Annotated in this window: 20 protein-coding genes and 1 pseudogene; 12 read left to right on the forward strand and 9 right to left on the reverse strand. The window is 72.0% G+C overall.

Translation table 11 applies throughout. From position 1 onward, the window contains the following. Positions 1-19 precede the first annotated feature (19 nt). A complete protein-coding gene (locus tag AOQ53_RS06560) occupies positions 20-922 on the forward strand; it encodes a ribokinase (protein WP_059415792.1) in 903 nt (300 codons plus the stop codon). After that, the gene (gene rbsD / locus AOQ53_RS06565) at positions 919-1308 is read left to right on the forward strand and encodes a D-ribose pyranase (protein ID WP_059415793.1); all 390 of its coding nucleotides are present in this window, start codon (positions 919-921) and stop codon (positions 1306-1308) included. The genes AOQ53_RS06560 and rbsD overlap by 4 nt, the downstream gene beginning before the upstream one ends. Before the next feature lie 380 nt (positions 1309-1688). On the opposite strand, the gene AOQ53_RS06570 is transcribed toward rbsD, so the two are convergent. From AOQ53_RS06570 to AOQ53_RS06585, 4 genes are all read right to left on the reverse strand, one after another. Next, the gene (locus AOQ53_RS06570; RefSeq protein ID WP_059415794.1) at positions 1689-2492 is read right to left on the reverse strand and encodes a sugar phosphate isomerase/epimerase family protein; all 804 of its coding nucleotides are present in this window, start codon (positions 2490-2492) and stop codon (positions 1689-1691) included. Positions 2493-2536: 44 nt separating this feature from the next. Next, complete coding sequence (locus AOQ53_RS06575; RefSeq protein ID WP_059415795.1) at positions 2537-3469, reverse strand: bifunctional helix-turn-helix transcriptional regulator/GNAT family N-acetyltransferase; 933 nt, start codon at positions 3467-3469, stop codon at positions 2537-2539. Between the two features lie 73 nt (positions 3470-3542). Then, positions 3543-4139: a dihydrofolate reductase family protein gene (locus tag AOQ53_RS06580; RefSeq protein WP_059415796.1), complete on the reverse strand. Its 597-nt coding sequence runs from the start codon at positions 4137-4139 to the stop codon at positions 3543-3545. A gap of 180 nt (positions 4140-4319) precedes the next feature. Beyond that, a complete protein-coding gene (locus tag AOQ53_RS06585) occupies positions 4320-5369 on the reverse strand; it encodes a LacI family DNA-binding transcriptional regulator (RefSeq protein WP_059415797.1) in 1050 nt (349 codons plus the stop codon). A 380-nt stretch (positions 5370-5749) separates the two neighbouring features. Here AOQ53_RS06585 and AOQ53_RS06590 point away from each other — a divergent pair, with 380 nt between their 5' ends. From AOQ53_RS06590 to AOQ53_RS06610, 5 genes are all read left to right on the forward strand, one after another. Then, complete coding sequence (locus AOQ53_RS06590; RefSeq protein WP_059415798.1) at positions 5750-6901, forward strand: Gfo/Idh/MocA family protein; 1152 nt, start codon at positions 5750-5752, stop codon at positions 6899-6901. Next, positions 6898-8067 carry a dihydrodipicolinate synthase family protein gene (locus tag AOQ53_RS06595; protein WP_059415799.1) on the forward strand — a complete coding sequence of 390 codons (1170 nt, stop codon included), beginning with the start codon at positions 6898-6900 and terminating at the stop codon, positions 8065-8067. The genes AOQ53_RS06590 and AOQ53_RS06595 overlap by 4 nt, the downstream gene beginning before the upstream one ends. Further along, positions 8064-8900, forward strand: coding sequence for a sugar phosphate isomerase/epimerase family protein (locus tag AOQ53_RS06600; RefSeq protein ID WP_059415800.1), 837 nt, complete (start codon positions 8064-8066; stop codon positions 8898-8900). Before AOQ53_RS06595 ends, AOQ53_RS06600 begins: the two co-directional genes overlap by 4 nt. A gap of 535 nt (positions 8901-9435) precedes the next feature. After that, positions 9436-11280: a glycoside hydrolase family 3 protein gene (locus tag AOQ53_RS06605; protein ID WP_059415802.1), complete on the forward strand. Its 1845-nt coding sequence runs from the start codon at positions 9436-9438 to the stop codon at positions 11278-11280. A gap of 113 nt (positions 11281-11393) precedes the next feature. Further along, positions 11394-12050, forward strand: a complete 657-nt coding sequence (locus tag AOQ53_RS06610; RefSeq protein WP_059415803.1) for a hypothetical protein — start codon at positions 11394-11396, stop codon at positions 12048-12050. A 43-nt stretch (positions 12051-12093) separates the two neighbouring features. Here the strand turns inward: AOQ53_RS06610 and AOQ53_RS06615 are convergent, their stop codons facing one another. From AOQ53_RS06615 to AOQ53_RS06625, 3 genes are all read right to left on the reverse strand, one after another. Continuing rightward, positions 12094-13530 carry a S28 family serine protease gene (locus tag AOQ53_RS06615; protein WP_059415805.1) on the reverse strand — a complete coding sequence of 479 codons (1437 nt, stop codon included), beginning with the start codon at positions 13528-13530 and terminating at the stop codon, positions 12094-12096. Positions 13531-13626: 96 nt separating this feature from the next. Next, positions 13627-14019: a hypothetical protein gene (locus AOQ53_RS06620; protein WP_059415808.1), complete on the reverse strand. Its 393-nt coding sequence runs from the start codon at positions 14017-14019 to the stop codon at positions 13627-13629. Positions 14020-14130: 111 nt separating this feature from the next. Beyond that, a complete protein-coding gene (locus AOQ53_RS06625) occupies positions 14131-17850 on the reverse strand; it encodes an ABC transporter ATP-binding protein (RefSeq protein ID WP_059415809.1) in 3720 nt (1239 codons plus the stop codon). Between the two features lie 175 nt (positions 17851-18025). Here AOQ53_RS06625 and AOQ53_RS06630 point away from each other — a divergent pair, with 175 nt between their 5' ends. Beyond that, the gene (locus AOQ53_RS06630; RefSeq protein ID WP_059415810.1) at positions 18026-19183 is read left to right on the forward strand and encodes an acyl-CoA dehydrogenase family protein; all 1158 of its coding nucleotides are present in this window, start codon (positions 18026-18028) and stop codon (positions 19181-19183) included. A 34-nt stretch (positions 19184-19217) separates the two neighbouring features. Next, positions 19218-20087: an acyl-CoA thioesterase gene (locus AOQ53_RS06635; protein ID WP_059415811.1), complete on the forward strand. Its 870-nt coding sequence runs from the start codon at positions 19218-19220 to the stop codon at positions 20085-20087. 421 nt (positions 20088-20508) lie between these two features. Here the strand turns inward: AOQ53_RS06635 and AOQ53_RS06640 are convergent, their stop codons facing one another. Next, positions 20509-21297, reverse strand: coding sequence for a phosphatase (locus AOQ53_RS06640; protein ID WP_059415812.1), 789 nt, complete (start codon positions 21295-21297; stop codon positions 20509-20511). A gap of 93 nt (positions 21298-21390) precedes the next feature. Next, the gene (locus AOQ53_RS06645) at positions 21391-23019 is read right to left on the reverse strand and encodes a PucR family transcriptional regulator (protein WP_059415813.1); all 1629 of its coding nucleotides are present in this window, start codon (positions 23017-23019) and stop codon (positions 21391-21393) included. Between the two features lie 152 nt (positions 23020-23171). Here AOQ53_RS06645 and AOQ53_RS06650 point away from each other — a divergent pair. The 3 genes and pseudogenes from AOQ53_RS06650 to AOQ53_RS06660 all read left to right on the forward strand — a co-directional run. Beyond that, positions 23172-23387: pseudogene (locus AOQ53_RS06650) on the forward strand (sodium:solute symporter); the annotation flags it as partial. A 76-nt stretch (positions 23388-23463) separates the two neighbouring features. After that, entirely contained in the window at positions 23464-24435 is a 972-nt protein-coding gene (speB, locus tag AOQ53_RS06655; RefSeq protein ID WP_059415816.1) for an agmatinase, read from the forward strand. Then, complete coding sequence (locus tag AOQ53_RS06660; RefSeq protein WP_059415817.1) at positions 24432-26117, forward strand: thiamine pyrophosphate-binding protein; 1686 nt, start codon at positions 24432-24434, stop codon at positions 26115-26117. Before speB ends, AOQ53_RS06660 begins: the two co-directional genes overlap by 4 nt. The last annotated feature ends 21 nt before the right edge of the window (positions 26118-26138 follow it).

The following is a 26138-nucleotide window of genomic DNA, read 5'->3' on the forward strand; positions in this document are numbered from 1 at the left end:
TCATGTGGGGAGACAACTCATGTACGACTACGACCTCCTGGTCGTGGGGTCGGCCAACGCCGACCTGGTGATCGGTGTCGAGCGCCGGCCCGGTGCCGGCGAGACCGTGCTCGGCTCCGACCTGGCCGTCCATCCGGGCGGCAAGGGCGCGAACCAGGCGGCCGCGGCCGCCCGGCTCGGGGCCCGTACGGCTCTGCTCGCCCGGGTCGGCGACGACGCGTACGGCCGGCTGCTGCTCGACTCGCAGCGCTCGGCCGGCGTCGACACGGTGGGTGTCCTGGTGGGCGGCGCGCCGACCGGGGTCGCGCTGATCACGGTCGACCCGTCCGGGGACAACAGCATCGTGGTCTCACCGGGCGCGAACGGTCGGCTGGCCCCGGAGGACGTCAGCGCCGCCGGGAGCCTCTTCCACGCCTCGCGGGTGGTCTCGGCGCAGCTGGAGATCCCGCTGGAGACGGTGGTGGAGGTCGTACGGAACCTGGCGCCGGAGAGCCGTTTCGTGCTGAACCCCTCGCCGCCGCGCCCCCTTCCGCGGGAGGTGCTGGCGGCGTGCGACCCGCTGATCGTCAACGAGCACGAGGCGAAGGTGATCCTGGGCTCGGCCGCCGTGGGGGACAGCCCGGAGGACTGGGCGCGGATCCTGCTCGCGAAGGGCCCGCGGTCGGTGGTGGTGACGCTGGGCGCGGAGGGTGCGCTGGTCGCCTCGGCGGAGGGTGTCTCCCGGGTTCCGTCCGTGAAGGTGAGCGCCGTGGACACGACCGGCGCGGGTGACGCGTTCACCGCCGCGCTGGCCTGCCGGCTGGGGGCCGGTGAGTCCCTCGCGGAGGCGGCCGCGTATGCGGCGCGGGTCGGGGCGGTGACCGTGACGAGGGAGGGCGCGCAGGCGTCCTTCCCGACGGCGGCGGAGGTCGCCGAGCTGTGAAGCGCAACGGAATACTGAACCGTCACCTCGCCGGTGCGGTGGCCGAGCTGGGCCACGGGGACGGGGTGCTGGTGTGCGACGCTGGCATGCCCATTCCCGACGGCCCCCGGGTGGTGGACCTCGCCTTCCGGGCCGGGGTGCCGACGTTCGCCGAGGTGCTGGAAGGGCTGCTGGCCGAGCTGGTGGTCGAGGGGGCGACGGCGGCGACGGAGGTACGGGAAGCGAACCAGGAGGCTTCGGACCTCCTGGACGGGCACTTCCCGTCACTGGACCTCGTGTCGCACGAGCGGCTCAAGGAGCTGTCGGCCGGGGCCCGGCTGGTGGTCCGCACGGGCGAGGCACGGCCGTACGCGAACGTGCTGCTGAGGTGCGGCGTCTTCTTCTGATCGCCTCCCGCGCGCGTGCCCGCGCGTGCCCGGTGACGCTTCGAGGGGGCCCGGTCCGTCGACCGGGCCCCCTCGGCTTTCCCCTCCCGTCAGAACCCCCGCGATCCCCCCAGATCCCCCTCCAGAAAGCCCTGACGCCATGTACGACCCGCGCGGGGCAGAAAGGGTTGCACGGTCAGGTAAGAATTTCTTGCCGGATTCTTGCCGGACCTGAGGAAGTCGAAGACCACGTCCACACCGCCGCCGACCTGTTCCGTGTGATCTGACCGCACAGGGAGGGCGCCGGGCCGGGTCGTCGTCCTTCCTCCGGCCCCGCGGGGCAGCCGAGCCGCAGACGCCCGAGCCCGGTCAGGTGTCCCGGGCCGGCGCCCCGTGCCCCGTCAGGCCGATTCGTTCAGCAGCCGGTTCAGATGCTCGTGGCCCGCCTTCAGCAGGCCGGGCAGTTCGGGAGCCGACTCGTACCAGCGCTTCTCGTACTCCCAGCACAGCCAGCCGTCCCAGCCGTGCCGGGAGAGGACCTCCACGCACTCGGCCAGCGGCAGGACGCCCGCGCCGAGCGGCAGCGGGGTGGTGTCCTCGGCGGAGGCGATGTCCTTGACCTGGACGTAGCCGAGGTGCGGGGAGAGCGCCGCGTAGGTCTCCGAGGGCTGTTCGCCGCCCAGCCAGGTGTGCATCACGTCCCACAGCGCGCCCACCTGACGGTGGCCGACCAACCCGAGGACACGCATCGCGTCGGCGGCGGTGCGGTGCGAGTCGTGGGTCTCCAGGAGGATGCGGACGCCCAGGTCGTTCGCGTACTCGGCGGCCGTGCCCAGCCGCCGGGCGGCCGTGGCGTCGGCCTCCTCGGGGGTCTGGACGTCCAGATCGCCGCCGGGGAAGACCCGGATGTACGGGGCGCCGAGGTCACGGGCCAGGTCGATGAGGGAGCGGATCTCGGCCAGGACGGGTTCGTCGTCGCCCGGCGCGGCGACCCGCGCATAGCCCGCCAGGCCCAGGATCTCTACGCCCGACCCCTTGAACTCGGCCGCGACATCGGCCCGTTCGGCGGGGCCGAGGCCGGGGTGGACCGGTTCCTCGGGGTGGGCGCGCAGTTCCACGCCGTGGTAGCCGTGGGCGGTCGCGAGCCGCAGGACATCGGGCAGGGGCAGGCCGGGGACACCGAGGGTGGAGAACGCCAGCTTCATGTGGACGGACCCTACCCGGCACCCACGCCCGCGACTCCCCTTCATCACTCGGGCGTTGCGTGAAGATCCAGTCGCCAGTCCTGCCCGACCAGCTCCTGGCCGAAGGAGCGGTGCGGTTTCTCCGCGACGAGGACGAAGCCGTGGCGCTGGTAGATGCGGCGGGCCGCGGCGAGGACGTCGTTGGTCCACAGGACCACCTCGCGGTAGCCGGCCTCGCGCGCGAAGGCGACGACGGCCCCGACCAGCCGGTCCCCGATGCCCAGGCCGCGGGCGTCCGGCTCGACGAGCAGCAGCCGGAGCCGGGCGGCACCCGGCGCGTCGTCCCGTACGCACATCACGCACCCCACCGGGCGGCCGTCCAGCTCGGCGATCCACGTCCGCTCCAGATGCGGGTCGTGGTCCTCGCCGTAGTCGGCGACGATCCGGGCGACCAGGCCCTCGTAGTCGGCGTTCCACCCGTACTCGGCGGCGTACAGGGCGGCGTTGCGCTGCACGATCCAGCCGAGATCGCCGGGGGCGGGATCGCGCAGGACGACGTCCTCGGGGCGTGGCGCCCGGCCGTCGCCCAGGATCTCCCGGACGGTCCGCATCGCCTCGGCCAGCCGCGGCCGGTCCTCGGCGCGCACGGTGTCCAGCATCGCCCCGACCGTCTCGCGCGCCCGCTCGTCGAGGAGCGCGGCGGCCTCCCGGCCGCGCCCCGTGAGGGTGACACTGCGGCGGCGCGGATCCGTCTCGGACGGTCCGCGCTCGACCAGCCCGTCCTCCTCGAACCTGTTCAGGATGCGGCTCAGGTACCCGGCGTCCAGGTGCAGCTGGGCCCGCAGGTCGGCGGCGTCCGTGCGCGGCGCGTGGGCGAGCTCGTAGAGCACGCGGGACTCGGTGAGGGTGTAGGGCGCGTAGAGGTGACGGCCGTAGTCGAGCGCGCCGATGACGTTCGTGTAGAAGCGGTTGAAGGAGCGGATGTCCTGGACGGTCATGGCCACGACCCCCGATGCTTGACTCAGTCAGAGATTCCCGTGGGTCGAGCCTAGACGTCCAGGACAGCCGGGGCTAGCCCGCGGTGGCCGGCCGGTAGACGCACACCTGCGCGCCGGTCTTGGCGGTGGTCGTCGAGACCAGCTCCATCGGGCGCTTGCCACCGTCGTCGGGAAAGATCGTCTTGCCGCCGCCCAGCAGCACCGGCATGACGACGAGCTGGAGCTCGTCGACCAGGCCCTCGGACAGGAGCGTGCGCACGAGCGTCGGGCTGCCCATCATCGCGAGGTCGCCGCCCTCGGCCTCGTGCAGCTCCCGGATGCGGGTGACGGCCTGGTCGCCGGGGATGAGCGAGGTGTTGTTCCAGGTGAGGTCGGCCTCGCCGAGGGTGCTGGAGACGACGTACTTCTTCAGGGCGTTCATCCGGTCGGCGAACGGGTCCCCGGCCCGCTCGGGCCAGGCGCCCGCCATCGTCTGCCATGTACGCCGCCCGAACAGCAGCGCCTCGGCTCCGGCCAGCCCCGCGTCGAAGGCGCCGCCCAGCACCTCCTCGTCGAAGTACGGATGCGACCACCCACCGTGCGCGAAGCCGCCGTCGGTGTCCTCCTGCGGCCCGCCCGGGGCCTGCACGACGCCGTCCAGGCTGATGAACTCGGTGATCACGATGCGCATGGGACTCACTCCGCTTTTCTCGTTCGTGCGATGACGGCACTACAGACCTGGGTACGACGCGAAACTCATCGCCGGTGGCGTCCGCATGTCACGTCACGCCCGCGGCGAACACCCCCGCACGGCCGGCGGAAGGGATGAGCATCCGGGACATGGTGTCCTCGAAGGCGACGGCCGCCGAGGTCAGGAAACCCGCGGCACCCCGGAAGAGCCCCGCACCATCAACTCCCCCCGCACCGACGCGATCCCGCCGGGCGGCGCCTCCTCCCGCCCCATCGCGATCCGCCCGGCCCGCGCCCCGGCCTCCGCCAACGGCAATCGCACGGTCGTCAGCGAAGGCACCGCGTCGATGCTGAACGGCAGATCGTCGAAACCGGCCACCGACACGTCCTCCGGAATCCGCAGCCCGGAGTCGCGCAGCGCCGCACACGCCCCCAGCGCGACGGAGTCGTTCGCGGCGACGACCGCCGTCAGCGACGGGTCGCGCCGCAGCAGTTCCAGCGTCGCCTCGTAGCCGGACCGCCGGTCGTACCGCCCGTGCACCGTCCACCGAGGGTCCTCCTCGATGCCGTGCGCGGCGAGCGCGGCCCGGTGCCCCTCCAGCCGGTGCCGGGTCGTCGTCCGTTCCTCCGGGCCCGCGATGTAGCCGAGCCGCCAGTGACCGAGCCCGATCAGGTGCTCGGTGAGTGCCTGCCCGCCGCCGCGGTTGTCGAAGGTCAGCGCGATCGCCCCGGTCTCCGGCGCCGGCGGGCGTCCGCACAGGACGACCCGCGTCCCGGCGTCGGTCAGCTTCCGCACCTTCGTGTCCATCGCCGCCTGGTGCGCCGCGTCCTCGATCGCCCCGCCGGTCAGCACCACGGCCGCCGCCCGCTGCCGCTGCAACAGCGTGAGATACGTCAGCTCCCGCTCGGGAGAGCCGCCCGTGTTGCAGACCACCGCGAGTCTCTCCCCGCCCGCGCGGCCGCCAGGACCGCCGATCTCGGCCTGGATCGCGCTCGCCATGATCCCGAAGAACGGGTCGGCGATGTCGTTCACCAGGATCCCGACCAGGTCGGAGGTGGCGGCGGCCAGGGCGCTCGCGGGCCCGTTGAGCACGTAGTCCAGCTCGTCCACGGCCTTCAGCACCCGCTCGCGGGTGGAGGCGGCCACGGGGTAGTTCCCGTTCAACACGCGCGACACCGTCGCGGGCGAGACCTGCGCGCGGGCCGCCACGTCCGCCAGGGTCACCGTCATCTCGTCGTCCTCCGGTCGCGCATCTCGTCGTCCGCCCTCGTCGCCCTCGTACACATAAAGACCTGCGGCCTTGGTTCCGATGGAACCGAGACCCTGGTTCCGATGGACCTGCGGCCTTGGTTCCGATGGAACCGAGACCGTGGTTCCGATGGACCTGCGGCCTTGGTTCCGAGCAGACCTTAAGCCCCCGACCCCGGGTTGTTCGCCCCCTCGAACAACTCGTCCTGGTCACGGTCTTGTCCGGACCGCGGTTCAGAGGCTAGCTTCTTCACTCATAGAAAGCGCTTGCTGTAACGCTCACCAGTCCACAGGCGGCTCACCGGTCCGCCAGGGAAGGGTGGGGCGTACGCGGCGCGACGACCGCGTACGAAGGGAACGACGTGACACGCAAGACGGTGCGTATCGCCATGAACGGCGTGACCGGGCGCATGGGCTACCGCCAGCACCTGGTCCGCTCCATCCTCGCCCTCCGTGAGCAGGGCGGCCTCGACCTCGGCGACGGCACCGTGCTGTGGCCCGAGCCGATCCTGGTCGGCCGCCGTGAGCACGCGCTGAAGGCGCTGGCCGAGCAGCACGGGCTGGAGCACGTCTCGACCGACCTGGACGCTGTCCTCGCCGACGAGACGGTGGACATCTACTTCGACTCCCAGGTCACCTCCGCCCGCGAGGAGGCACTCAAGAAGGCCATCGCGGCCGGCAAGCACATCTACACCGAGAAGCCCACGGCCACCGGCCTCGACGGCGCCCTGGACCTCGCCCGGCTGGCGAACGAGGCCGGCATCAAGCACGGCGTCGTCCAGGACAAGCTCTTCCTCCCCGGCCTGCTGAAGCTGAAGCGCCTCATCGACGGCGGCTTCTTCGGCCGGATCCTGTCCGTGCGCGGCGAGTTCGGCTACTGGGTCTTCGAGGGCGACTGGCAGGCCGCCCAGCGCCCGTCCTGGAACTACCGGGCCGAGGACGGCGGCGGCATCGTCGTCGACATGTTCCCGCACTGGGAGTACGTCCTGCACGAGCTGTTCGGCCGCGTGAAGTCCGTCCAGGCCATCGCCACCACGCACATCCCGCAGCGCTGGGACGAGAACGGCAAGCCCTACGACGCCACCGCCGACGACGCCGCGTACGGCATCTTCGAGCTGGAGGGCGGCGCCATCGCCCAGATCAACTCCAGCTGGGCCGTGCGCGTCAACCGCGACGAGCTCGTCGAGTTCCAGGTGGACGGCACCGAAGGGTCGGCCGTCGCCGGCCTGCGCAACTGCCGCGTCCAGCACCGCTCGGCCACGCCCAAGCCGGTCTGGAACCCGGACATTCCCGCCACCGAGGTCTTCCGCGACCAGTGGCAGGAGATCCCGGACAACGCCGAGTTCGACAACGGCTTCAAGGCACAGTGGGAGCTGTTCCTCAAGCACATCTACGCCGACGCCCCCTACCACTGGGACCTGCTGGCCGGCGCCCGCGGTGTCCAGCTCGCCGAGCTGGGCCTGAAGTCCTCGGCCGAGGGCCGCCGTATCGACGTACCGGAGATCCAGCCGTGACCATCCGACTCCCGGACAGCAACGGGGCGTCGCGGACGTACGAGCCGCGCACCGAACCGCTCCTGGTGACGCCCGGCACCCCCTTCACCTCCCGCACGGTCTACTCGGCGGCGCACGTCGTCGCCGACCCGTACGCGGACGTGTCGCCCGACTCGCCCGCCGCCGTCGACTGGGACGCCACCCTGGCCTTCCGCCGTCACCTGTGGTCGCACGGGCTGGGCGTCGCCGAGGCGATGGACACCGCCCAGCGCGGCATGGGTCTGGACTGGGCGGGCGCGGCGGAGCTGATCCGCCGGTCGGCGGCGGAGGCGAAGTCGGTCGGCGGTCTGATCGCCTGCGGTGTGGGCACGGACCAGCTGTCGGTCACCGAGGTCGGCTACCCGTACAGCCTGGCGGAGATCCGTGCCGCCTACGAGGAGCAGCTCGCGGTCGTCGAGGAGTCGGGCGCGCGGGCGATCCTGATGGCCTCCCGGGCCCTGGCGGCGGTCGCCAAGGGGCCGGAGGACTATCTGGAGGTCTACGGCCACCTGCTCCGGCAGGCGTCCGAGCCGGTGGTCCTGCACTGGCTCGGCCCGATGTTCGACCCGGCGCTGGAGGGCTACTGGGGCGCCACGGACCTGGACGCCGCCACCCGCACCTTCCTGGACGTCATCGCCGCCCACCCGGACAAGGTCGACGGCATCAAGGTCTCGCTGCTGGACGCGCAGCGCGAGATCGACATCCGCCGTCGCCTGCCGCAGGGCGTGCGCTGCTACACGGGCGACGACTTCAACTACCCCGAGCTGATCGCCGGCGACGAGCAGGGCTTCAGCCACGCGCTGCTCGGCATCTTCGACCCGCTGGGCCCGCTGGCCGCTGAGGCGGTCCGGGTCCTCGACACGGGGAACGTGCAGGGCTTCCGCGACCTGCTGGACCCCACGGTCGAACTCTCCCGCCACCTCTTCCAGACCCCGACCCGCTTCTACAAGACGGGCGTGGTGTTCCTGGCCTGGCTGGCCGGTCACCAGTCCCACTTCACGATGGTCGGCGGCCTCCAGTCGGCCCGCTCGCTCCCGCACTTCGCGAAGGCCTACGAACTCGCCGACGGGCTGGGCCTGTTCCCCGGCCCGAAGCTGGCGGAGGAGCGGATGAAGAACCTGCTGAGCGTGTACGGGGTGGACCAGTGAGCACCGCGGAGCTGGAGCGCTTCTCCATCAACCAGATGACGGTGAAGCAGCTGTCGATGCCGGAACTGGTCGAGGCGTGCGGGGAGTCGGGCGTCCGCAACGTCGGCCTGTGGCGCGAGCCGGTCCAGACGTACGGCTTGGAGGCCACGGCCAAGCTGGTCCGGGACGCGGGCCTGACGGTGACGACATTGTGCCGGGGCGGCTTCTTCACGGCGATCGACCCGACCGAGCGCGCTCAGGCCCTGGCCGACAACCGCCGGGCGATCGACGAGGCGGCGACGCTGGGCACCGACACCCTGGTCCTGGTCTCGGGCGGGCTCCCGGCCGGTTCCAAGGACCTGCACGGCGCGCGGGAACGCATCGCGGACGCCCTGTCGGAACTGGGCCCGTACGCGGAGCGGCACGGCGTCCGCCTGGCGATCGAGCCGCTCCACCCGATGTACGCCTCCGACCGCTGCGTGGTGTCGACGCTGGCCCAGGCCCTGGACCTGGCCGAACGCTTCCCGGCGCACCAGGTCGGGGTCACCGTCGACACGTACCACATCTGGTGGGACGACACGGCTCCCGCGCAGATCGCCCGGGCGGGCGCGGGCGGCCGTATCCACACCTTCCAGCTCGCCGACTGGACGACTCCGCTCCCTCAGGGCGTGCTGACCGGCCGTGGCCAGATCGGCGACGGGTCGATCGACATGCGGGAGTGGCAGGGTTACGTGGAGGCCGCCGGCTACACCGGCGCCATCGAGGTCGAGCTGTTCAACGACGGGCTGTGGGCGAGGGACGGACGGGAGGTGCTGGCCGAGACGGCGGCGAGGTTCGTCGAGCACACGCTGTGATCCGGCCCTGAAGCGCGCTCGCTGCCCTGCCCTGAAGGTCCGGGCGGGGCAGCGGCCGTATCGGGTCGTGGCCTACTACCGTGCGAGGTCGTGGCCTACTACCGTGCGAGGAACCCGTTCACCCGTTCCTCCAGCCGCTTGCGGCACCGTGGCCATTCCGGTGCCGAGCGATGGCCGGAAGTCGCTGCCCGTCCGCCCCGTTGAACCCCTGGTTCACCTCGCGTACCGACTTCCGGAAAACCGGCCCGCGTCGGGAACCCGGGCCGGACTCCCGTCGTCCAATCGCAGGCCGCCGGAGAGTCACCACGGTGCGGTGTCGGCCCTCGCTGCTGGCTGCGATCGCTGACCACCCTCTCCGCCGTACCGCGGCCGGCGGCACCGCCGCCATCGGCGCGCCCCCCTCCAACCGCGCCGGTGGCGGCCCCTGTGCGGTTAATGTGCATTCCCTTGACCGGCAGAAACTTCCCGGTTATTGCTGACTTCTTGGAAGTTTCCTTCAGCGGATCCGAGCGGATCACCTCCGGAAGGAGCGCACGTGCACGACACCGGCACGGAAAGCACCGGAAGCACGGGAAACACCGCACAGCCCTCCAGACGCACCGTCCTCGCCGCCACGGCCGGCGCCGCCGGCGCCCTCGTGGCCGTCGGGCCCTCGTACGCCGCCGGCGCCCCCGGCGACAAGGGACTCCGCGCCCTCGTCTCGCGTATGACGCTGGAGGAGAAGGTCGGCCAGCTCTTCGTGATGCGGGTGTACGGCCACTCCGCCACGGCCCCCGACCAGGCCGACATCGACGCCAACCTGAAGGAGATCGGGGTCCGTACGGCCGCCGAGCTGGTCGCGAAGTACCGGGTCGGCGGCATCATCTACTTCGCCTGGGCACACAACACCCGCGAGCCGCACCAGATCGCGGACCTGTCCAACGGCATCCAGCGGGCCTCCCTGGAACTGCCGCGCGGGCTGCCCGTGCTCATCTCCACCGACCAGGAGCACGGGATCGTCACCCGGGTGGGCAGGCCCGCGACGCTCTTCCCGGGGGCCATGGCCGTCGGCGCGGGCGGGTCGCGGTCCGATGCCCGGGCCCTCGGGCGGATCGCGGGGCGTGAGCTGCGGGCGATGGGCATCCGGCAGGACTACTCCCCCGTGGCCGACGTGAACGTCAACCCGGCCAACCCGGTCATCGGCGTACGGTCCTTCGGCGCCGACCCGCGGGCGGTGGCCGCGCTGGTGGCCGCCGAGGTCGCCGGGTACCAGGGGTCCGGGGTGGCGGCGACCGCCAAGCACTTCCCCGGGCACGGGGACACCAACGTCGACAGCCACACCGGCTTCCCGACCATCACGCACAGCCGGGAGCTGTGGGAGAAGCTGGACGCACCGCCGTTCCGGGCGGCGATCGCCGCGGGCATCGACTCGATCATGACCGCGCATCTGATGGTCCCGGCCCTGGACGACTCCGGCGACCCGACGACCCTCTCCCGCCCGATCCTCACCGGCATCCTGCGCGAGCGGCTCGGCTACGACGGGGTCGTGGTCACGGACTCCCTCGGTATGGAGGGCGTGCGGACCAAGTACGGCGACGACCGGGTGCCGGTGCTCGCGCTGAAGGCGGGCGTGGACCAGCTCCTCAACCCGCCGGATCTGGACCTCGCCTGGAACGCGGTCCTGGAGGCCGTACGGAACGGCGAACTGACCGAGGCACGGCTCGACGAGTCGGTCCTGCGGGTTCTGCGGCTGAAGGCGAAGCTGGGGCTGTTCCGCGCGCCGTACGTCAGTCAGGACGGTGTCGACCGCACCGTCGGCACCCGGGCGCACCTGGCGGCGGCCGACCGGATCGCCGAGCGGACGACCACCCTGCTCGTCAACGAGGGGCGGCTGCTGCCGCTGTCCCGGCGCCGGTACCCCAAGGTGCTGGTGGTCGGGGCCGATCCGGCCTCGCCCTCGGGGACGACCGGGCCCCCGACCGGAGTGCTCGCCGCCGCGCTGACCGGCCTCGGCTTCACCACCACCTCCCTGTCGACGGGCACGGCCCCGTCCCCGGCGGTCATCGCCAGGGCGGTCGCGGCGGCACGGGACGCGGACGCGGTGGTGGCGGCGACGTACAACGTCACGGCGGGCAGCGGTCAGAAGACGCTGGTCGAGCAGCTCGTTGCGACGGGGAGGCCGGTCGTGGCGGTCGCGATCCGCAACCCGTACGACGTGGCCCACCTGCCCTCCGTCCCGGCGTGCCTCGCGGCCTACTCCTGGACCGACGTCGAACTGCGTGCCGCCGCACGGGTGATCGCGGGACGGGTGGAGCCCCGCGGGAAACTCCCGGTGGCGGTGCGGCGGGCGGATGATCCGGAGCAGTTGCTGTACCCGATCGGGTACGGGCTGTCGTACTAGACGTACGCCACGGACCGGGCGCACCACCCCCAAGGTGCGCAAACCCTCCCATGTGCCTGGCGTGCGCCCCTGCGGCGGGCCACGCTGGCCTTGGGCACCGGGGGGGGACGGCAATGCGCGTGAGAAGTTCGGCGGGGGTGGTGTGGGCGCTGCTGGTGCTGCTCGGCGTGCTGCTGACCGGGTGCCAGAGCCCCTCGGCGGGTGTCGCGGAGGACGGCCGGCTGGGCGGGCCGGCGTCGGGGACCACCGCCGCCGGGTCGGCTCCGGTGACCCGGCCGTCCGGGTACGGGGCGGTGTTCCTCGCGGTCGACGAGTGCAGTTCGTTCGGCACGACGAGCTTCACCGAGGTGCCGTGCGCCGGTGAGCGTGCGGCGGCCCGGGTCGTGGCGCGGCACGACGGCACGGTCCGGGACGGGCCGCGCTGCCCGGCGACCACGGACTTCGTGCTGCACATCAGCGAGCAGCGGCCCGCTTCCGACGAGGACGGCGACGGGGCGGTGCCGCAGGGCTACGCCTGTATGCGCAACCTCCAGCCGCCGCACCCGGGCGACCCGGGCGGCGGGGGCGGGCCCCGCACCATCGTCGGCGACTGCGTCTACAGCTCCGGCGACGGTCAGGTCCGCGAGACCGGGTGCGACGGGAAGGACGAGCAGGAGCCGGAGTACAAGGTGACCGAGGCCGTCGCCAGGCGCGCCGACTGCCCTGCCTCGACCGCCCTGTACGTCCGGCTCGGCGGTGACCGGCCCGTGGGGTGCGCCCGGCCGCTGTGAGCAACGGCCGGGCGCGGTGAGAGCGTTACGGGCTCCTACGGGGTCACGGCCGCAGCATCTGCTCGCGGTGCATGTCCCGCTTGTCCAGCTTGGCATCGAACTTCGCCAGCGGCTTCGCCGCCTGCGGGTCCGCCTGCACCGCACTGGAGGCGACTCCGGCCCAGTCCAGGATGCGGGCGGTGGCGAGGGCCTTCTGCTCGGGCACGAGGCCGGCGACGTTGGCGCCGTGGTTCATGCCGGGGGCGGTCATGACGTAGGAGTCCTTCGCGCCCTTGCCGACCCGGAACGGCTCCGCGCCCCACGGGTCGTTCTGGCCGTTGACGAAGAGCATCTGGCGGGCGTTGTGCCGGACCCAGGTGTCGATGTCCCGCATCGCCTGCGGCTGGAACCGCATGGGGATGTCGCGCGGGACGAAGTTCCGCGGCGGCTGGTAGCCGTAGCGGATGTACTGCTTCTCGATGTGCGGGAACTGGATCGTCGGCGCGCCGAGCTGCGTGCCGGCCTGGTAGTAGTACGGCGTGTAGGTCCCCAGGCCCTGGTCGGCGTAGGCGGAGAAGCCGGAGATCGTGTCGACGGAGGACCAGATCTCCTCGTCGGTGGCCTTCTTCGCGTCGGCCGGGATCTGGTCGCAGTCCTTGAGCTGGCTGTACTGCCAGAAGCCCCAGACGTAGTCGAGGACGACGGCCTCGTAGGCCTTGTCCAGGCTGCCGATGGTCTTGAAGGTGAGGCCGTTTTCCTGCGCGTAGGCCGCGTACTTCTTCTCCAGCGGCTCGCGGCGCACCAGCGCCTCGCGCTGCACGCCGTTCAGCCGGTCGCGGCACTCCTCGGTGCCGACGCGCGCGAAGAAGCGGTCGTAGGCGGAATCCTCCTTGTTCACCACGTCGTTGGGGGCGACGTAGGCGACCACGCCGTCCATGTCACGCGGGTAGAAGCGCTCGTAGTAGGTGGCGGTCATGCCGCCCTTCGAGCCGCCCGTGGAGATCCACTTCTTGCCGTAGATGCCCTTCAGCGCCTTGAAGACGCGGTGCTGGTCGCTGGCCGCCTGCCAGATGTCCAGCTTGGACCAGTCGGCCGGGGCGGGCCGGGACGGGGTGAAGAAGCGGTACTCCAGGGAGACCTGGTTGCCGTCCACGATCTGGGTCGGCTCGCTGCGGCGGGGCGTCGTGGAGACGTTGTAGCCGCTGGTGAAGAAGACCGTCGGGCGCGCGACGTCCTTGTGCAGCACGGTGATGCGCTGCTGGAACGTGCCCTTCGACGGCTTCCGGTGGTCGACCGGCTGCGTGTAGTTCAGGACGAAGAAGCGGTAGCCGGTGTACGGCTTCTCCTCGACCAGGCTCATGCCCGGTATGGAGAGCAGCCTTTCCTTGATGTCGGTGGTGCCGTCGGTGCCGGTGGCGTCGGCGGCGGTGGCCGCTCCCGCCGTGCCCAGTGTGCCTATGAGCACCGTGAGCGCCAGCAGCCATCTGAGCGCCTTGCGCATGCGCACTCCCCTGTGAGACAGATGTGCGCCGGAAGCTAGCGGATCAACTCGCCCCAGCACCAGGGGACATAGGGGAAACCCTGTACGCGCCGGGCCTCAGCACAGGATCCAGCCGGAGCTGACCGAGCCCTGCCCCACCCTGCCCTTGAGCCATACGCAGCGGCGCCCGGCGTGCACCATCACCGGGCCGGCGTGGTAGGAGTACCGGCCTTCGTCGGCGACCGGGCGGTTGCCGCGCGCCTGCACGCTCACCGACATCTTCCGCTTCACGCCGGGCTTCTTGGTGAGGGTCACGGCGCAGACGTAGCCGCCGCGCTTGTAGACGAGCACGGTCCCGGTGGGGAACGGCAGGGTGCGGACCTTGCGGCCGGGACAGTGGGCGGAGGCGGCGGCCTGCGCCTCGCCCGGCGCGGCCACGGCGAGCAGGCCGGAGGCCGTCAGCACGGCCAGGCCGAGCGCGAGCCGCCGGCGTATCGCTCCACTGTCCACTGTCGTCCTCCCGTACCGCGTCGTGCGCGACCATCGACGTACAGGTGTACGGACGCATGACGTATGTCGGACGGTTGCACGGGCGTTACGAAAACGCCGGTCGCGCGGGCCTCACCGGGACGCGCCGACCGGCTCCTCCGGCTCCGCGGCGCCGATGAACGTCCGCCACAGCTCGGCGTACCGCCCGCCGCGCGCGAGCAGCTCCTCGTGCGTGCCGTCCTCGGTGACCCGGCCGTGGTCCATGACGACGACCCGGTCGGCGCGGGCGGCGGTGGTGAGGCGGTGGGCCACGACGAGGGTGGTGCGGCGGCCCGCCAGGCGGTCGGTGGCCTGGTTGACCTGGGCCTCGGTGGCCAGGTCCAGGGCGGCGGTCGCCTCGTCGAGGAGCAAGACGTCCGGGTCGACCAGCTCTGCGCGGGCCAGGGCGATCAGCTGGCGCTGCCCGGCGGAGAGGTTGCGGCCGCGCTCGGCGACCTCGTGGAGGTAGCCGCCCGTCAGCCCGGCGATCATCTCGTGCGCCCCGACCGCCCGGGCCGCCGCCTCGACCTCGGCGTCGGTGGCGTCGGGGCGGCCGTAGGCGATGGCGTCGCGGACGGTGCCCTGGAAGAGGTACGCCTCCTGCGGGACGACCCCCAGACGGTGCCGGTACGAGGTGAGGTCCAACGCGCGCAGATCGGTGCCATCCACGGTGACCCGGCCGCCGGTGGGGTCGTAGAAGCGGGCCACGAGCTTGACGAGCGTCGACTTCCCGGCGCCGGTCTCGCCGACGAACGCGACGGTCTGCCCGGCGGGAATGCGCAGGTCCACGCCACCGAGAGCCTCTTCGTCGTCGCCGTAGGCGAAGTGCACGTCCTCGAAGGCGATGTCGCCGCGCAGGGACAGCACCTCGCGGGGTTCGTCGGCGGACTTCGTCGACGTCGGCTCCTGGAGCAGTTCCTGGATGCGGCCCAGCGAGACGGACGCCTGCTGGTAGCCGTCGAAGACCTGGGACAGCTGCTGGACGGGTGCGAAGAACAGGTCGATGTAGAGCAGGTACGCCACCAGCGAGCCGATCGCCAGTGTCCCGTCGTCGACCCGCGCGCCGCCCACGATCAGCACGGCCGCGGCCGCCACCGACGACAGGAACTGCACGAAGGGGAAGTACACGGAGATCAGCCACTGGCCCCGGATGCGCGCCTGGCGGTAGCTGTCGCTGTGCCCGGCGAACCGCCGCCCGCCGTCCCGCTCGCGCCGGAAGGCCTGCACGATCCGCAGCCCTGACACCGACTCCTGGAGGTCGGCGTTGACCACCGACACGCGTTCGCGGGCCAGTTCGTACGCCTTCACGCTCGCCCGGCGGAAGAAGAACGTGGCGATGATCAGCGGCGGCAGCGTCGCGAAGACGACCAGCGCGAGCTCCACGTCGATGACCAGCAGGGCGACCATGATGCCGAAGAAGGTGACGACCGAGACGAAGGCGGTGACCAGGCCCGTCTGGAGGAACGTCGACAGCGCGTCGACGTCGGTCGTCATCCGGGTCATGATCCGGCCGGTCAGCTCCCGCTCGTAGTAGTCGAGCCCGAGGCGCTGGAGCTGGGAGAAGATCTTCAGCCGGAGCGAGTACAGGACCCTCTCGCCGGTGCGTCCGGTCATCCGGATCTCGCCGACCTGGGCCGCCCACTGCACGGCCACCGTCAGCAGCGCGAGCAGCGACGCCGCCCACACCGCGCCGAGCGCGGCCTGTGTGACGCCCGAGTCGATGCCGTGCCGGATCATGATCGGCAGCAGCAGGCCCATGCCCGCGTCGACGGCGACCAGACCGAGGCTGACCAGCAGCGGCAGGCCGAAGCCGCGCAGCAGCCGGCGCAGGCCGTAGGACTCCTCCGGCTGGACGGCCTGCTTCTCGTCGACGTCGGGGACGTCGGTGGCCGGGGGCAGCGCCTCCACCTGGGCGAGGAGCTCGGGGGTGGCGGGGCTCTCGGCGAGGGCGAGGTCCTTGCGCTCGCGGTCGCCGGTCCACAGCCGTGGGGTGACCCCGCGCTCGGCGTCGAACTCGGCGTCCAGCTCGTCCCGGACCGAGGTGTCCTCCTGGGGGGAGGCCGGCTGGGTGTGGCCCGGGGAGACCGCGCCCAGCTCGTCGGGGTCGGTGAGCAGGCGGCGGTAGAGGGCGGAGCGCCGCTGGAGTTCGTCGTGGGTGCCGATGTCGGCGAGGCGGCCGCCGTCCAGGACGGCGATGCGGTCGGCGAGGTTCAGGGTGGAGCGGCGGTGGGCGATCAGCAGGGTGGTGCGGCCCCGCATGACCTCCTTCAGGGCCTCGTGGATCTCGTGCTCGACCCGGGCGTCCACGGCGGAGGTGGCGTCGTCCAGAACCAGCAGGCGCGGGTCGCTGAGGATGGCGCGGGCGAGGGCGACGCGCTGGCGCTGGCCGCCGGAGAGGGTGAGGCCGTGCTCGCCGACGGTCGTCTCGTAGCCGTCGGGGAGCTCGGCGATGAACCGGTCGGCCTGGGCGGCGCGGGCGGCCTGCTCGATCTCCTCCTGGGTGGCGTCCGGGCGGCCGTAGGCGATGTTGTTGCGGACGGTGTCGGAGAAGAGGAAGGAGTCCTCCGGGACCAGCCCGATCGCGGCCCGGAGCGACTCCAGGGTCAGTTCGCGCACGTCGTGGCCGCCGACGAGGACGGCACCTCGTGTGACGTCGTAGAAGCGCGGCAGCAGCAGGGAGACCGTGGACTTGCCGGAGCCGGAGGAGCCGACGACGGCGAGGGTCTCGCCGGGGCGGATCTCGAAGGAGAGCCCGTCGAGGACGGGGCGGTCTTCGTCGTAGCCGAAGGAGACGTCGTCGAACTCGACGGTCGCGGGGGCGTCGGCGGGCAGGTCCTTCCGGCCGTCCTCGTAAGACGGCTCGGTGTCGATCAGCTCCAGCACGCGCTCGGTGCCCGCGCGGGCCTGCTGGCCGACGGTGAGCACCATGGCGAGCATGCGGACCGGGCCGACGAGCTGGGCGAGGTAGGTCGAGAAGGCGACGAACGTGCCGAGCGTGATGTGCCCGCCCACCGCGAGCCAGCCGCCGAGCGCCAGCATCGCGACCTGGCCGAGGGCGGGGACGGCCTGGAGGGCCGGGGTGTAGACGGAGTTCAGGCGGATGGTGCGCAGCCGCCCGGCGAAGAGCCTGCGGCTGACGTCCCTGAGCTTGCCGGTCTCCTGGTCCTCCTGCCCGAAGCCCTTCACCACGCGGACACCGCTGACGGCGCCGTCGACCACACCGGCGACGGCGGCGGCCTGGGCCTGGGCGTACCAGGTGGAGGGGTGCAGCCGGGTGCGGCTGCGCTTGGCGATCCACCACAGGGCGGGGGCGACGGCCAGGGCGACCAGGGTCAGCGGCAGCGACAGCCACGCCATGATCACCAGGGAGATCAGGAAGAGCAGGAAGTTCCCGATGGTCATCGGGAGCATGAACAGCAGGCCCTGGATCAGCTGGAGGTCGCTGGTGGCCCGGCCGACGACCTGGCCGGTGGACAGCTCGTCCTGGCGGCGGCCGTCGAGCCGGGTGATCGTCCCGTACATCTCCGTCCGCAGGTCGTGCTGAACGTCGAGGGCGAGGCGGCCGCCGTAGTAGCGGCGGATGTAGGTGAGGACGTAGACGATCAGCGCGGCGGCGATGAGGAGGCCGGCCCACATGGTCATCGAGCGGGTGTGGTCGCTGATGACGTCGTCGATGATCACCTTGGTGATCAGCGGGACGAGGGCCATGACCGCCATGCCGGCCAGCGAGGAGCCGAGGGCGAGTACGACGTCCTTCGGGTGGCGCCACGCATAGGCCCACAGTCGTCGTGCCCATCCCCGTTGCGGTGTCACTCGGGTGCCCTCCGATCGTCCTGGTCTGCCGGAAGGCACCAACGCCGTGGGAGTCTGTTTTCATCCCGCGGCGTGACGAGCGTTACCCCGCCCCCACCCTGGACGGTTGTTGATACTCGCCGGTATCTTAGTCTGAGCAAGCGCTTAGACAGCTGAGGTCCCTGGAGGTGGCGGCGTGCGCCGTACGGTGTTCAACGAGGATCACGAGGCGTTCCGGGAGACCCTGCGCGCCTTCATCGAGGCCGAGGTCGTACCGGTGTACGACGAGTGGTTCGCGGCGGGCCAGGCGCCCCGCGACTTCTACTACAAGCTCGGTGAGCTGGGCATCTTCGGGATCAACGTCCCCGAGGAGTTCGGCGGCGCGGGCCTGGACAGCCACAAGTTCGAGGCCGTGCTCTACGAGGAGACCGCTCGCGCGGGCGTCCAGTTCGGCGGCTCCGGTGTGCACGTGCTGCTCGCCCTGCCCTACATCAAGATGCTCGCCACCGACGAGCAGAAGAAGCGCTACCTGCCGAAGTTCGTCACCGGCGAGGAGATGTGGGCCATCGCGATGACGGAGCCGGGCACCGGTTCCGACCTCGCGGGCATGAAGTCCACCGCCAAGCTGAGTGAGGACGGCACGCACTACGTCCTCAACGGCGCCAAGACCTTCATCACCGGCGGTGTGCACGCCGACCGCGTGATCGTCTGCGCCCGGACCGCCGCCCCGACCGCCGAGGACCGCCGCCACGGCATCTCCCTCTTCGCCGTGGACACCAAGTCCGAGGGCTACTCGGTCGGCCGCAAGCTCGACAAGCTCGGTCTGAAGACCTCCGACACCGCCGAGCTGGCGTTCGTCGACGTCAAGGTGCCCGTCGAGGACCTCCTCGGCGAGGAGAACAAGGGCTTCTACTACCTCGGACACAACCTGGCCTCCGAGCGCTGGGGCATCGCCTTCGGCGCCTACGCCCAGGCCAAGGCCGCCGTCCGCTTCGCCAAGCAGTACGTGCAGGAGCGCACGGTCTTCGGCAAGCCGGTCGCCCACTTCCAGAACACGAAGTTCGAGCTGGCCGCCTGCCAGGCCGAGGTGGACGCGGCCGAGGCCGTCGCCGACCGCGCGACCGAGGCCCTCGACGCCGGTGAGCTCACCCCCGCCGAGGCCGCCTCCGCGAAGCTGTTCTGCACCGAGGTCGCCCACCGCGTCATCGACCGCTGCCTCCAGCTGCACGGCGGCTACGGCTACATGAACGAGTACCCGATCGCCCGCCTGTACGCGGACAACCGCGTCAACCGCATCTACGGCGGCACCAGCGAGATCATGAAGTCGATCATCGCCAAGGACATGGGCCTGTAAGCCGACCGCAATCAGTGGCCGGTACAACAGTCGCATGAGTCAGGCACTACAGGACCTCCTCGATCTGCTCGACCTCGAGCAGATCGAGGAGGACATCTTCCGTGGCCGGTCCCGGTCCGCCGTCGTCCCTCGGGTCTTCGGCGGGCAGGTCGCGGCCCAGGCGCTCGTCGCCGCCGGGCGCACGGTCCCCGAGGACCGGCCCGCGCACTCGCTCCACGCGTACTTCCTGCGCCCCGGCGATCCCGGCGCGCCGATCGTCTACACCGTCGACCGGATCCGCGACGGCCGTTCCTTCACCACGCGCCGGGTGGTCGCCGTCCAGCACGGCAAACCGATCTTCCACCTCTCGGCGTCGTTCCAGGTGTACGAGGACGGGCTGGACCATCAGGAGCGCATGCCGTCCGCACCCGATCCCGCCACGCTGCCCACCGGTGAGGAGCGGCTGCGCGGATACGGGCATCTCGACCCCGTCGTGGTGGACAAGTTCCTGGAGGCGCGCGCCGCCGTCGATCTGCGCTACGTCGACGAGCCGCCGTACGGGAAGTTCGGCGAGCCGCGCGAGCCGCACTCCCAGGTGTGGTTCCGGACCAACGGCAAACTGGCCGACGACCCGCTGCTGCACGTCGTCCTCGCCACCTACGTCTCCGACATGACGCTCCTCGACTCCGTGCTGCTCGCCCACGGGCGGGGCGGCTGGGCCGTCGGGGACGTCGTCGGGGCCTCGCTCGACCACGCGATGTGGTTCCACCGGCCGTTCCGCGCCGACGAGTGGCTGCTCTACGACCAGGAGTCCCCGTCCGCGTACGGCGGCCGGGGACTGGGGCAGGCCCGGATATACACGCAGGAGGGGCGGCTGGCCATCACGGTGATCCAGGAGGGCGTGGTCCGCGTCCCGCGCGACTAAGGACTGTCTGACACATCCCCGTCGTCCACCCGGAGGGCGGGCTCCGCGGCGTCACGGGGTCCCCCTCCGCTCGAGCGGAGCCCGAGAACTTGGGGGAGCGTGCGATCGCAAGGCGCCGGAGCGCCCTCGATGGGGGTTCCCCCTGCTCGAGCGCAGCCGAGAACTTGGGGGCGTGCGTGCCAGACACCGCCGGGCAGGCGGGGATTTGCCAGACAGGCCCCTGGGGCACCAGTGCCCCAGCAGGCAACGTTCGCCCCGTCGCGACGCCCGGTACGCCCTCTCGCCGCACCGGCCGAAAGCCCGAGTACATCCAGTACGAGGGCTTCCGGCCGGCACTCCCCCAAGCTCTGCGAGCAGGGGGTACCCCCAGAGCACGCACCGGACGCCGCTCCTTGACGGGCAAACGTTGCCTGCCGGGTCACTAGCTGAGGCCCGCCTCCGCCAGCAGGTACGCCGTCATCGGGTCGTAGTGGCGAGGGCTGACCACGTGGTCGTCGAGGGGCACCGTCACCTGTACGGTGCCCTCCGCCTCGGCGAGGAAGAGGGCCGGGTCGTTGGAGTCGGCGTAGCCGACGGAGTCCACGCCGTGCTGGCCCGCGTAGCCCGCCCAGCCGTGGTCCGCGACGACCAGGTCGGGCAGCGGGCGGCCCTCGCGCTCCATGGCGGTCAGGATGGCCTTCATCGGCTCGCCCGAGTGGGTGTGCCACAGGGTGGCGCCGTGCTCCAGTACCGCCACGTCCGCGAACTGCATGACGTAGCCCTCCTCCGTCGTCAGCCCCTCCGGGATGACGACGATCTCGCAGCCGGCCGCGCGCAGGGCCGCCGCGGTCGCGCGGTGGACGTCGAGCAGGCCGCCGGGGTGGCCGGTGGCGAGCAGGACCCGCTGCTGCCCGTCCGCCGCCTTGCGCAGCCGCCCGGCGAGCCGGTCCAGGGCCGCGACAGTCAGCTCGGGATCGATGGTGTCCTGGCCGTACCGGTACTCGGGGTCGTCGTTCACGCCGGCCCGTTCCGCCATCACCGCGAGGACGTCCTGCTCGTCGCTCCAGCGGTCGCCGAGTTCCAGGCCGAACCAGTAGTGGCGGTCGGCGTTCGCCAGCTTGCGGTAGTGGGAGAGGTTGTTCTCGCGGGGGGTGGCGACGTCGCCCGCGATGCGCGTCCTGACGAGGTGGCCGACGAGTTCGGCGCGGCTGGGTGTCCCGGGTATCGGCATGGCTCCCATTGTGAGGCAGCCGACTGTGGGCGGCCCTGGCGTATCGCACGCTGGGATGTGCGTCACGTACTCAGCGGGACCCCGGTCACCTACTCAGATGTGCCTCAGCGCGAACCAGAGTTCCATGCGTACGTCCGGGTCGTCCAGGTCCGCCTCCAACAGGGCCGCGCACCGGACGATGCGCTGCCGCACGGTGTTGCGGTGCACGGACAGGGCGACGGCCGTGCGATCCCAACTGCCGTGCAGGGACAGCCAGGTGCGCAGGGTCTCGGGGAGCGCGGGATGTGCCGTGACGGGCGCGAGCAGCGTGCGGGCGTGGGCCGCCGCCTCACCCGGCGGGACCAGGTCGGCGAGGGCGGGGCGCGGGCCGTGCCGGAGCAGCGGGGCGCGCATGGCGCGGGCCCGGGCCAAGGCGCGGGCCGCCTGGGTGTCGGCGAAGGGCCAGTCCTCCGGGGCGACGGCGGCGCTGACGCCCAGGGTCCAGCCGGGCAGCGGGTCCGGTGCCCGGTCGGCCGGGACCAGGACCCGTACGACGTCGCCCGCCGGGTCGACCAGGGCGGACCCGAGCGCGGCACCCAGCGCGGAGGCCGCGACGGCGTCGGGGGCGCCCTCCCCGTCCGGACGGGCGTGCACGACGACCCACCGCCGCCCGCCACCGAGCAGCGGCGCGACATCCTCGGGCAGGGCCCCCAGCAGCAGCCGCACCAGCGCCGAGGAACGGGCGGCACCGGTACCGCTCTGCTGCTCCCCGGTGAGGAGGGACAGCAGCACGGCGGCGACGGACACGATGGTGTGGTCCCCCGGCGCACGGACCGCAGCGGCCACCCCGAGCACGAAGCCGTGTCCGGCACCCAGGGCGTAGGCGGCGAGGTGGAGGCCGGCGGTGGTGTCGGTGGCGGAGGTGGGTGCGGGGCGGCTGGGACCGGTGGGGGGCTGAGGGCCGACCGGCGAGGCCGGGCCGGGCCGGTGGGCCGAGCGGGAGGGTGCCGCCTCCGGCTCAGCCGGCCGGGTCCCGGTCGAGTGCACGCGGGATGCGGAGCTGGCCTGCGATGCCACACCCGCCGGAGGCATAGGACGGTCGGGCCGTACGACCCCCGCCAGCCGCGCCAGCGCCTCGCGCGCCTCGCCCCCCGGCTCCCGCCCCGCCTCCGCGATCTCCGCCCCCTCCGGCCCATACAGCACGGCCCACCCGCCCAGCCGCTGAGCCAGTTGCCGCAGGACCGACGGGACCGGGTCGGGGCGGGAAGCGGCCGAGGCCAGGCTCTGCTGGGCCTCTGTGACGCGGCGGAGTTCGGACAGGCGGGCCTGGGCCATCAGCTGCCAGACCGCGCGGGCGACGCCCGAGAAGGTGGTCTGCGGCGGCACCTCCAGCAGCGGCAGGCCGTACCTCTCGCACGCCGCGACCAGCGCCCTCGGCACCGTGTCGTGCACCGGCGCCACCCCGAAGCCGAGGGCCGCGCCGCCAGCCGCCACGATCCGGGACACGTAGTCGTCGAAATACGTGCCCGACCCCGCCGCCTCGGGGATGTGTGCGCCCGCCGTGAGCAGCAGTTCCCCGCCCAGCAGGTACGGATACGGGTCCGCCATTTCCGAGGTGTGCACCCAGTGGACGACCGTGCCGGGGTCGTCCGGACCGGCGATCCGGCGCAGGGCCAGGTCCTCGCGGGCCAGGAGAGCGGACAGCGCGACGGGGGTCGTGGGGGGAACCGTCGAATCCGGCATGTGTGCGTTTCCTCCAGCCAGCGCCGCCCGAATGGATGAAACGTACACTTCGCAGTCGCTATCCGGCCGCCTAGGGTCAGTCCTCGTCCACCTCGTGAACCTCGTCCCCACAACCGAGCCCCGAGCCCCGCGCCCCGTGCGTGCGCGAAGGAGGCCCCATGGCCGTCGACTACATCGTGCTGATGGCGACCCACGGCATCCTCGCCAACGAGCCGGTCCACTACGGCCTGCTCGCCTCGCTCGCCGGCTATCTGGCCGTCTCCCTGGCCACCCCCGCCACCGACGCCGCCGTCCTCGCCGCCTGGCGCGAGCGGCTCGCCGGACGGCCCCCCGAACTCGCGTCCGAACGGGTCACGGCTCACCAATAGAGTCGTAGAGCAAGCAGTACATAGCAGTGCATAGCAGCACATACGCGATGAAGCGTAGGAGAGAAGGCATTTCCTCATGAGCAGAAACGAGACTCCCCGCGGGCCCGTCGACTCCTCCCGCGTCCCGCGGTACGCCGGTCCCGCGACCTTCGCCCGGCTCCCCCGGCTCGACGAGGTCGGCGGACGGGCCGATGTCGCCGTGGTGGGCGTGCCGTTCGACTCGGGTGTCTCGTACCGGCCGGGCGCCCGCTTCGGCGGCAACGCGATCCGCGAGGCGTCCCGGCTGCTGCGCCCGTACAACCCGGCGCAGGACGCCTCCCCGTTCGCCCTCGCCCAGGTCGCGGACGGCGGCGACATCGCCGTGAACCCGTTCAACATCAACGAGGCCGTCGAGACCGTCGAGGCCGCCGCGGACGACCTGCTCGGGACGGGCGCCCGCCTGATGACCCTCGGCGGCGACCACACCATCGCGCTGCCCCTGCTGCGCTCGGTGGCGAAGAAGCACGGCCCGGTGGCCCTGCTGCACTTCGACGCCCACCTCGACACCTGGGACACCTACTTCGGCGCCGAGTACACGCACGGCACCCCGTTCCGGCGCGCGGTGGAGGAGGGCATCCTCGACACCTCGGCACTGTCCCACGTGGGCATCCGCGGCCCGCTCTACGGCAAGCAGGACCTGACCGACGACGAGAAGATGGGCTTCGGCATCGTCACCTCGGCGGACGTCTACCGGCGCGGCGCCGACGAGGTCGCCGACCAGCTCCGCCAGCGCATCGGCGACCGTCCGCTGTACATCTCCATCGACATCGACTGCCTCGACCCGGCCCACGCGCCCGGCACGGGCACGCCCGAGGCCGGCGGCATGACCTCGCGCGAGCTGCTGGAGATCCTGCGCGGGCTGGCGTCCTGCAACCTGGTCTCGGCGGACGTCGTCGAGGTGGCCCCCGCGTACGATCACGCGGAGATCACGTCGGTGGCCGCGTCCCACACGGCGTACGAACTGACCACGATCATGTCCCGCCAGATTGCAGAGGCCCGCGCGCAGTGACTCACGACCACGACCTGGTGCTCCGCCCGACGCCGGCCCAGACGGAGGCCGCGCTGAACCCTCCACCCGGCCGCAACGGCGGGGACCTGGTCGTGGAGACGCTGGCCGGGCTCGGGGCGACGACCGTCTTCGGCCTGCCCGGCCAGCACGCGCTCGGCATGTTCGACGCGCTGCGCCGCTCGGACCTCAGGTACGTCGGCCTGCGGGTGGAGAACAACGCCGGGTTCGCGGCGGACGCGTACGGCCGGATCACGGGTGAGGCGGCGCCGCTGCTGCTGTCGACGGGGCCGGGAGCGCTGACCTCGCTGGCGGCGCTCCAGGAGGCGGCCGCGGCCAGCGCCCCCGTCCTGGCGATCAGCAGCCAGGTCCCGACGGCGGGCCTCGGCGGCGGCCGCCACGGCTATCTCCACGAACTGCCCGACCAGGCGGCCTCGTTCCGAGGGGTGGTGAAGTCGGTCCACACCGTCCGTACCCAGTCACAGATCCCGTCCGCCATCGAGGCGGCCTGGAAGTCGGCACTGAGTGCCCCGCACGGGCCCGTGTGGGTGGAGATCCCACAGGACGTGCTGCTCGCCGAGACGGCGATCCCGGTGGTGACGGGCGGCGACGCCTTCCCTGATGAGCTGCCGCCGCGTCCCGAACTGACCGCCGTGGCCGCCGACCTGCTGTCGACGGCGGCCCGTCCGGCGATCATCGCGGGCGGCGGTGTGGTCCGGGCGGACGCGTCCAAGAAGCTGCGTCAGCTCGCCGAGACGCTTCAGGCACCGGTCGTCACGACGCCGGGCGGCAAGGGCGCGTTCCCCTGGACGCATCCGCTGTCGCTCCAGTCCTGGATCGAGGACCGCCACACGACGGGCTTCCTGGAGGACGCGGACGTACTCCTCGTCATCGGCTCCGGACTCGGCGAACTCTCCTCGAACTACCACACGTTCAAGCCGCGCGGCCGGGTCATCCAGATCGAGGCCGACCTCGGCAAGCTGGAGTCCAACCACCCGGCACTGGGCATCCACGCGGACGCCCGCCTCGCATTGCAGGCCCTGCTGGAGACGGTCTCCGAGCGGGAGGACCCGACGGCGCCGGAGCGCGTCCGGGCACTGCTCGCGAAGGTTGCCGAGCGCATCGCCGCCCAGGAACTCACCCTGGAGCAGGAAGTGTTGGCGTCGGTGCGGAAGGCGCTCCCCGCCGACTCCCCGTCCTTCTGGGACATGACGATCCTCGCGTACTGGGCCTGGTCGGCCTTCGACGCCAAGGGCCCCAACCACATGCACTCCGCACAGGGCGCGGGCGGCCTCGGCTACGCCTTCCCGGCGGCACTCGGCGCGGCGGTGGCCGACCCCACCCGGCCGGTCCTCGCCGTCTCCGGCGACGGCGGCGCCCTGTACTCGATCGCCGAGCTGGCGACGGCCCGCCAGTTCGGGCTGGACGTCACCTGGCTGATCGTCGACGACGGCGGCTACGGCATCCTGCGCGATTACATGACCGACGCGTTCGGCGAGGCGACCGCGACGGAGCTGACCCGGCCGGACTACGTGGCGCTGGCGGAGTCCTTCGGCGTCCCCGGGGTCCGTACGACCCCGGGGACCCTGGAGCAGGACCTCGCGAGGCAACTCGCTTCGCCGGGGCCCTCAGTGGTCCTGCTCCCGGCCGCGCTGCGGATGTTCGCGCCGACGCACTTGGACTGAGCGCCGGCCAACCGCTGCGGG

It is taken from the genome of Streptomyces azureus (genome assembly GCF_001270025.1).
Taxonomy (GTDB): domain Bacteria; phylum Actinomycetota; class Actinomycetes; order Streptomycetales; family Streptomycetaceae; genus Streptomyces; species Streptomyces azureus.

Excerpts from the sequence above, each read along its gene's own strand:
- AOQ53_RS06560 (WP_059415792.1), top strand. The coding sequence starts at position 20 with ATGTACGACTACGACCTCCTGGTCGTGGGGTCGGCCAACGCCGACCTG.
- AOQ53_RS06570 (WP_059415794.1), bottom strand. The coding sequence starts at position 2,492 with ATGAAGCTGGCGTTCTCCACCCTCGGTGTCCCCGGCCTGCCCCTGCCC.
- AOQ53_RS06575 (WP_059415795.1), bottom strand. The coding sequence starts at position 3,469 with ATGACCGTCCAGGACATCCGCTCCTTCAACCGCTTCTACACGAACGTC.
- AOQ53_RS06580 (WP_059415796.1), bottom strand. The coding sequence starts at position 4,139 with ATGCGCATCGTGATCACCGAGTTCATCAGCCTGGACGGCGTCGTGCAG.
- AOQ53_RS06585 (WP_059415797.1), bottom strand. The coding sequence starts at position 5,369 with ATGACGGTGACCCTGGCGGACGTGGCGGCCCGCGCGCAGGTCTCGCCC.
- AOQ53_RS06610 (WP_059415803.1), top strand. The coding sequence starts at position 11,394 with ATGCGCGTGAGAAGTTCGGCGGGGGTGGTGTGGGCGCTGCTGGTGCTG.
- AOQ53_RS06615 (WP_059415805.1), bottom strand. The coding sequence starts at position 13,530 with ATGCGCAAGGCGCTCAGATGGCTGCTGGCGCTCACGGTGCTCATAGGC.
- AOQ53_RS06635 (WP_059415811.1), top strand. The coding sequence starts at position 19,218 with ATGAGTCAGGCACTACAGGACCTCCTCGATCTGCTCGACCTCGAGCAG.
- AOQ53_RS06640 (WP_059415812.1), bottom strand. The coding sequence starts at position 21,297 with ATGCCGATACCCGGGACACCCAGCCGCGCCGAACTCGTCGGCCACCTC.
- AOQ53_RS06645 (WP_059415813.1), bottom strand. The coding sequence starts at position 23,019 with ATGCCGGATTCGACGGTTCCCCCCACGACCCCCGTCGCGCTGTCCGCT.
- speB (WP_059415816.1), top strand. The coding sequence starts at position 23,464 with ATGAGCAGAAACGAGACTCCCCGCGGGCCCGTCGACTCCTCCCGCGTC.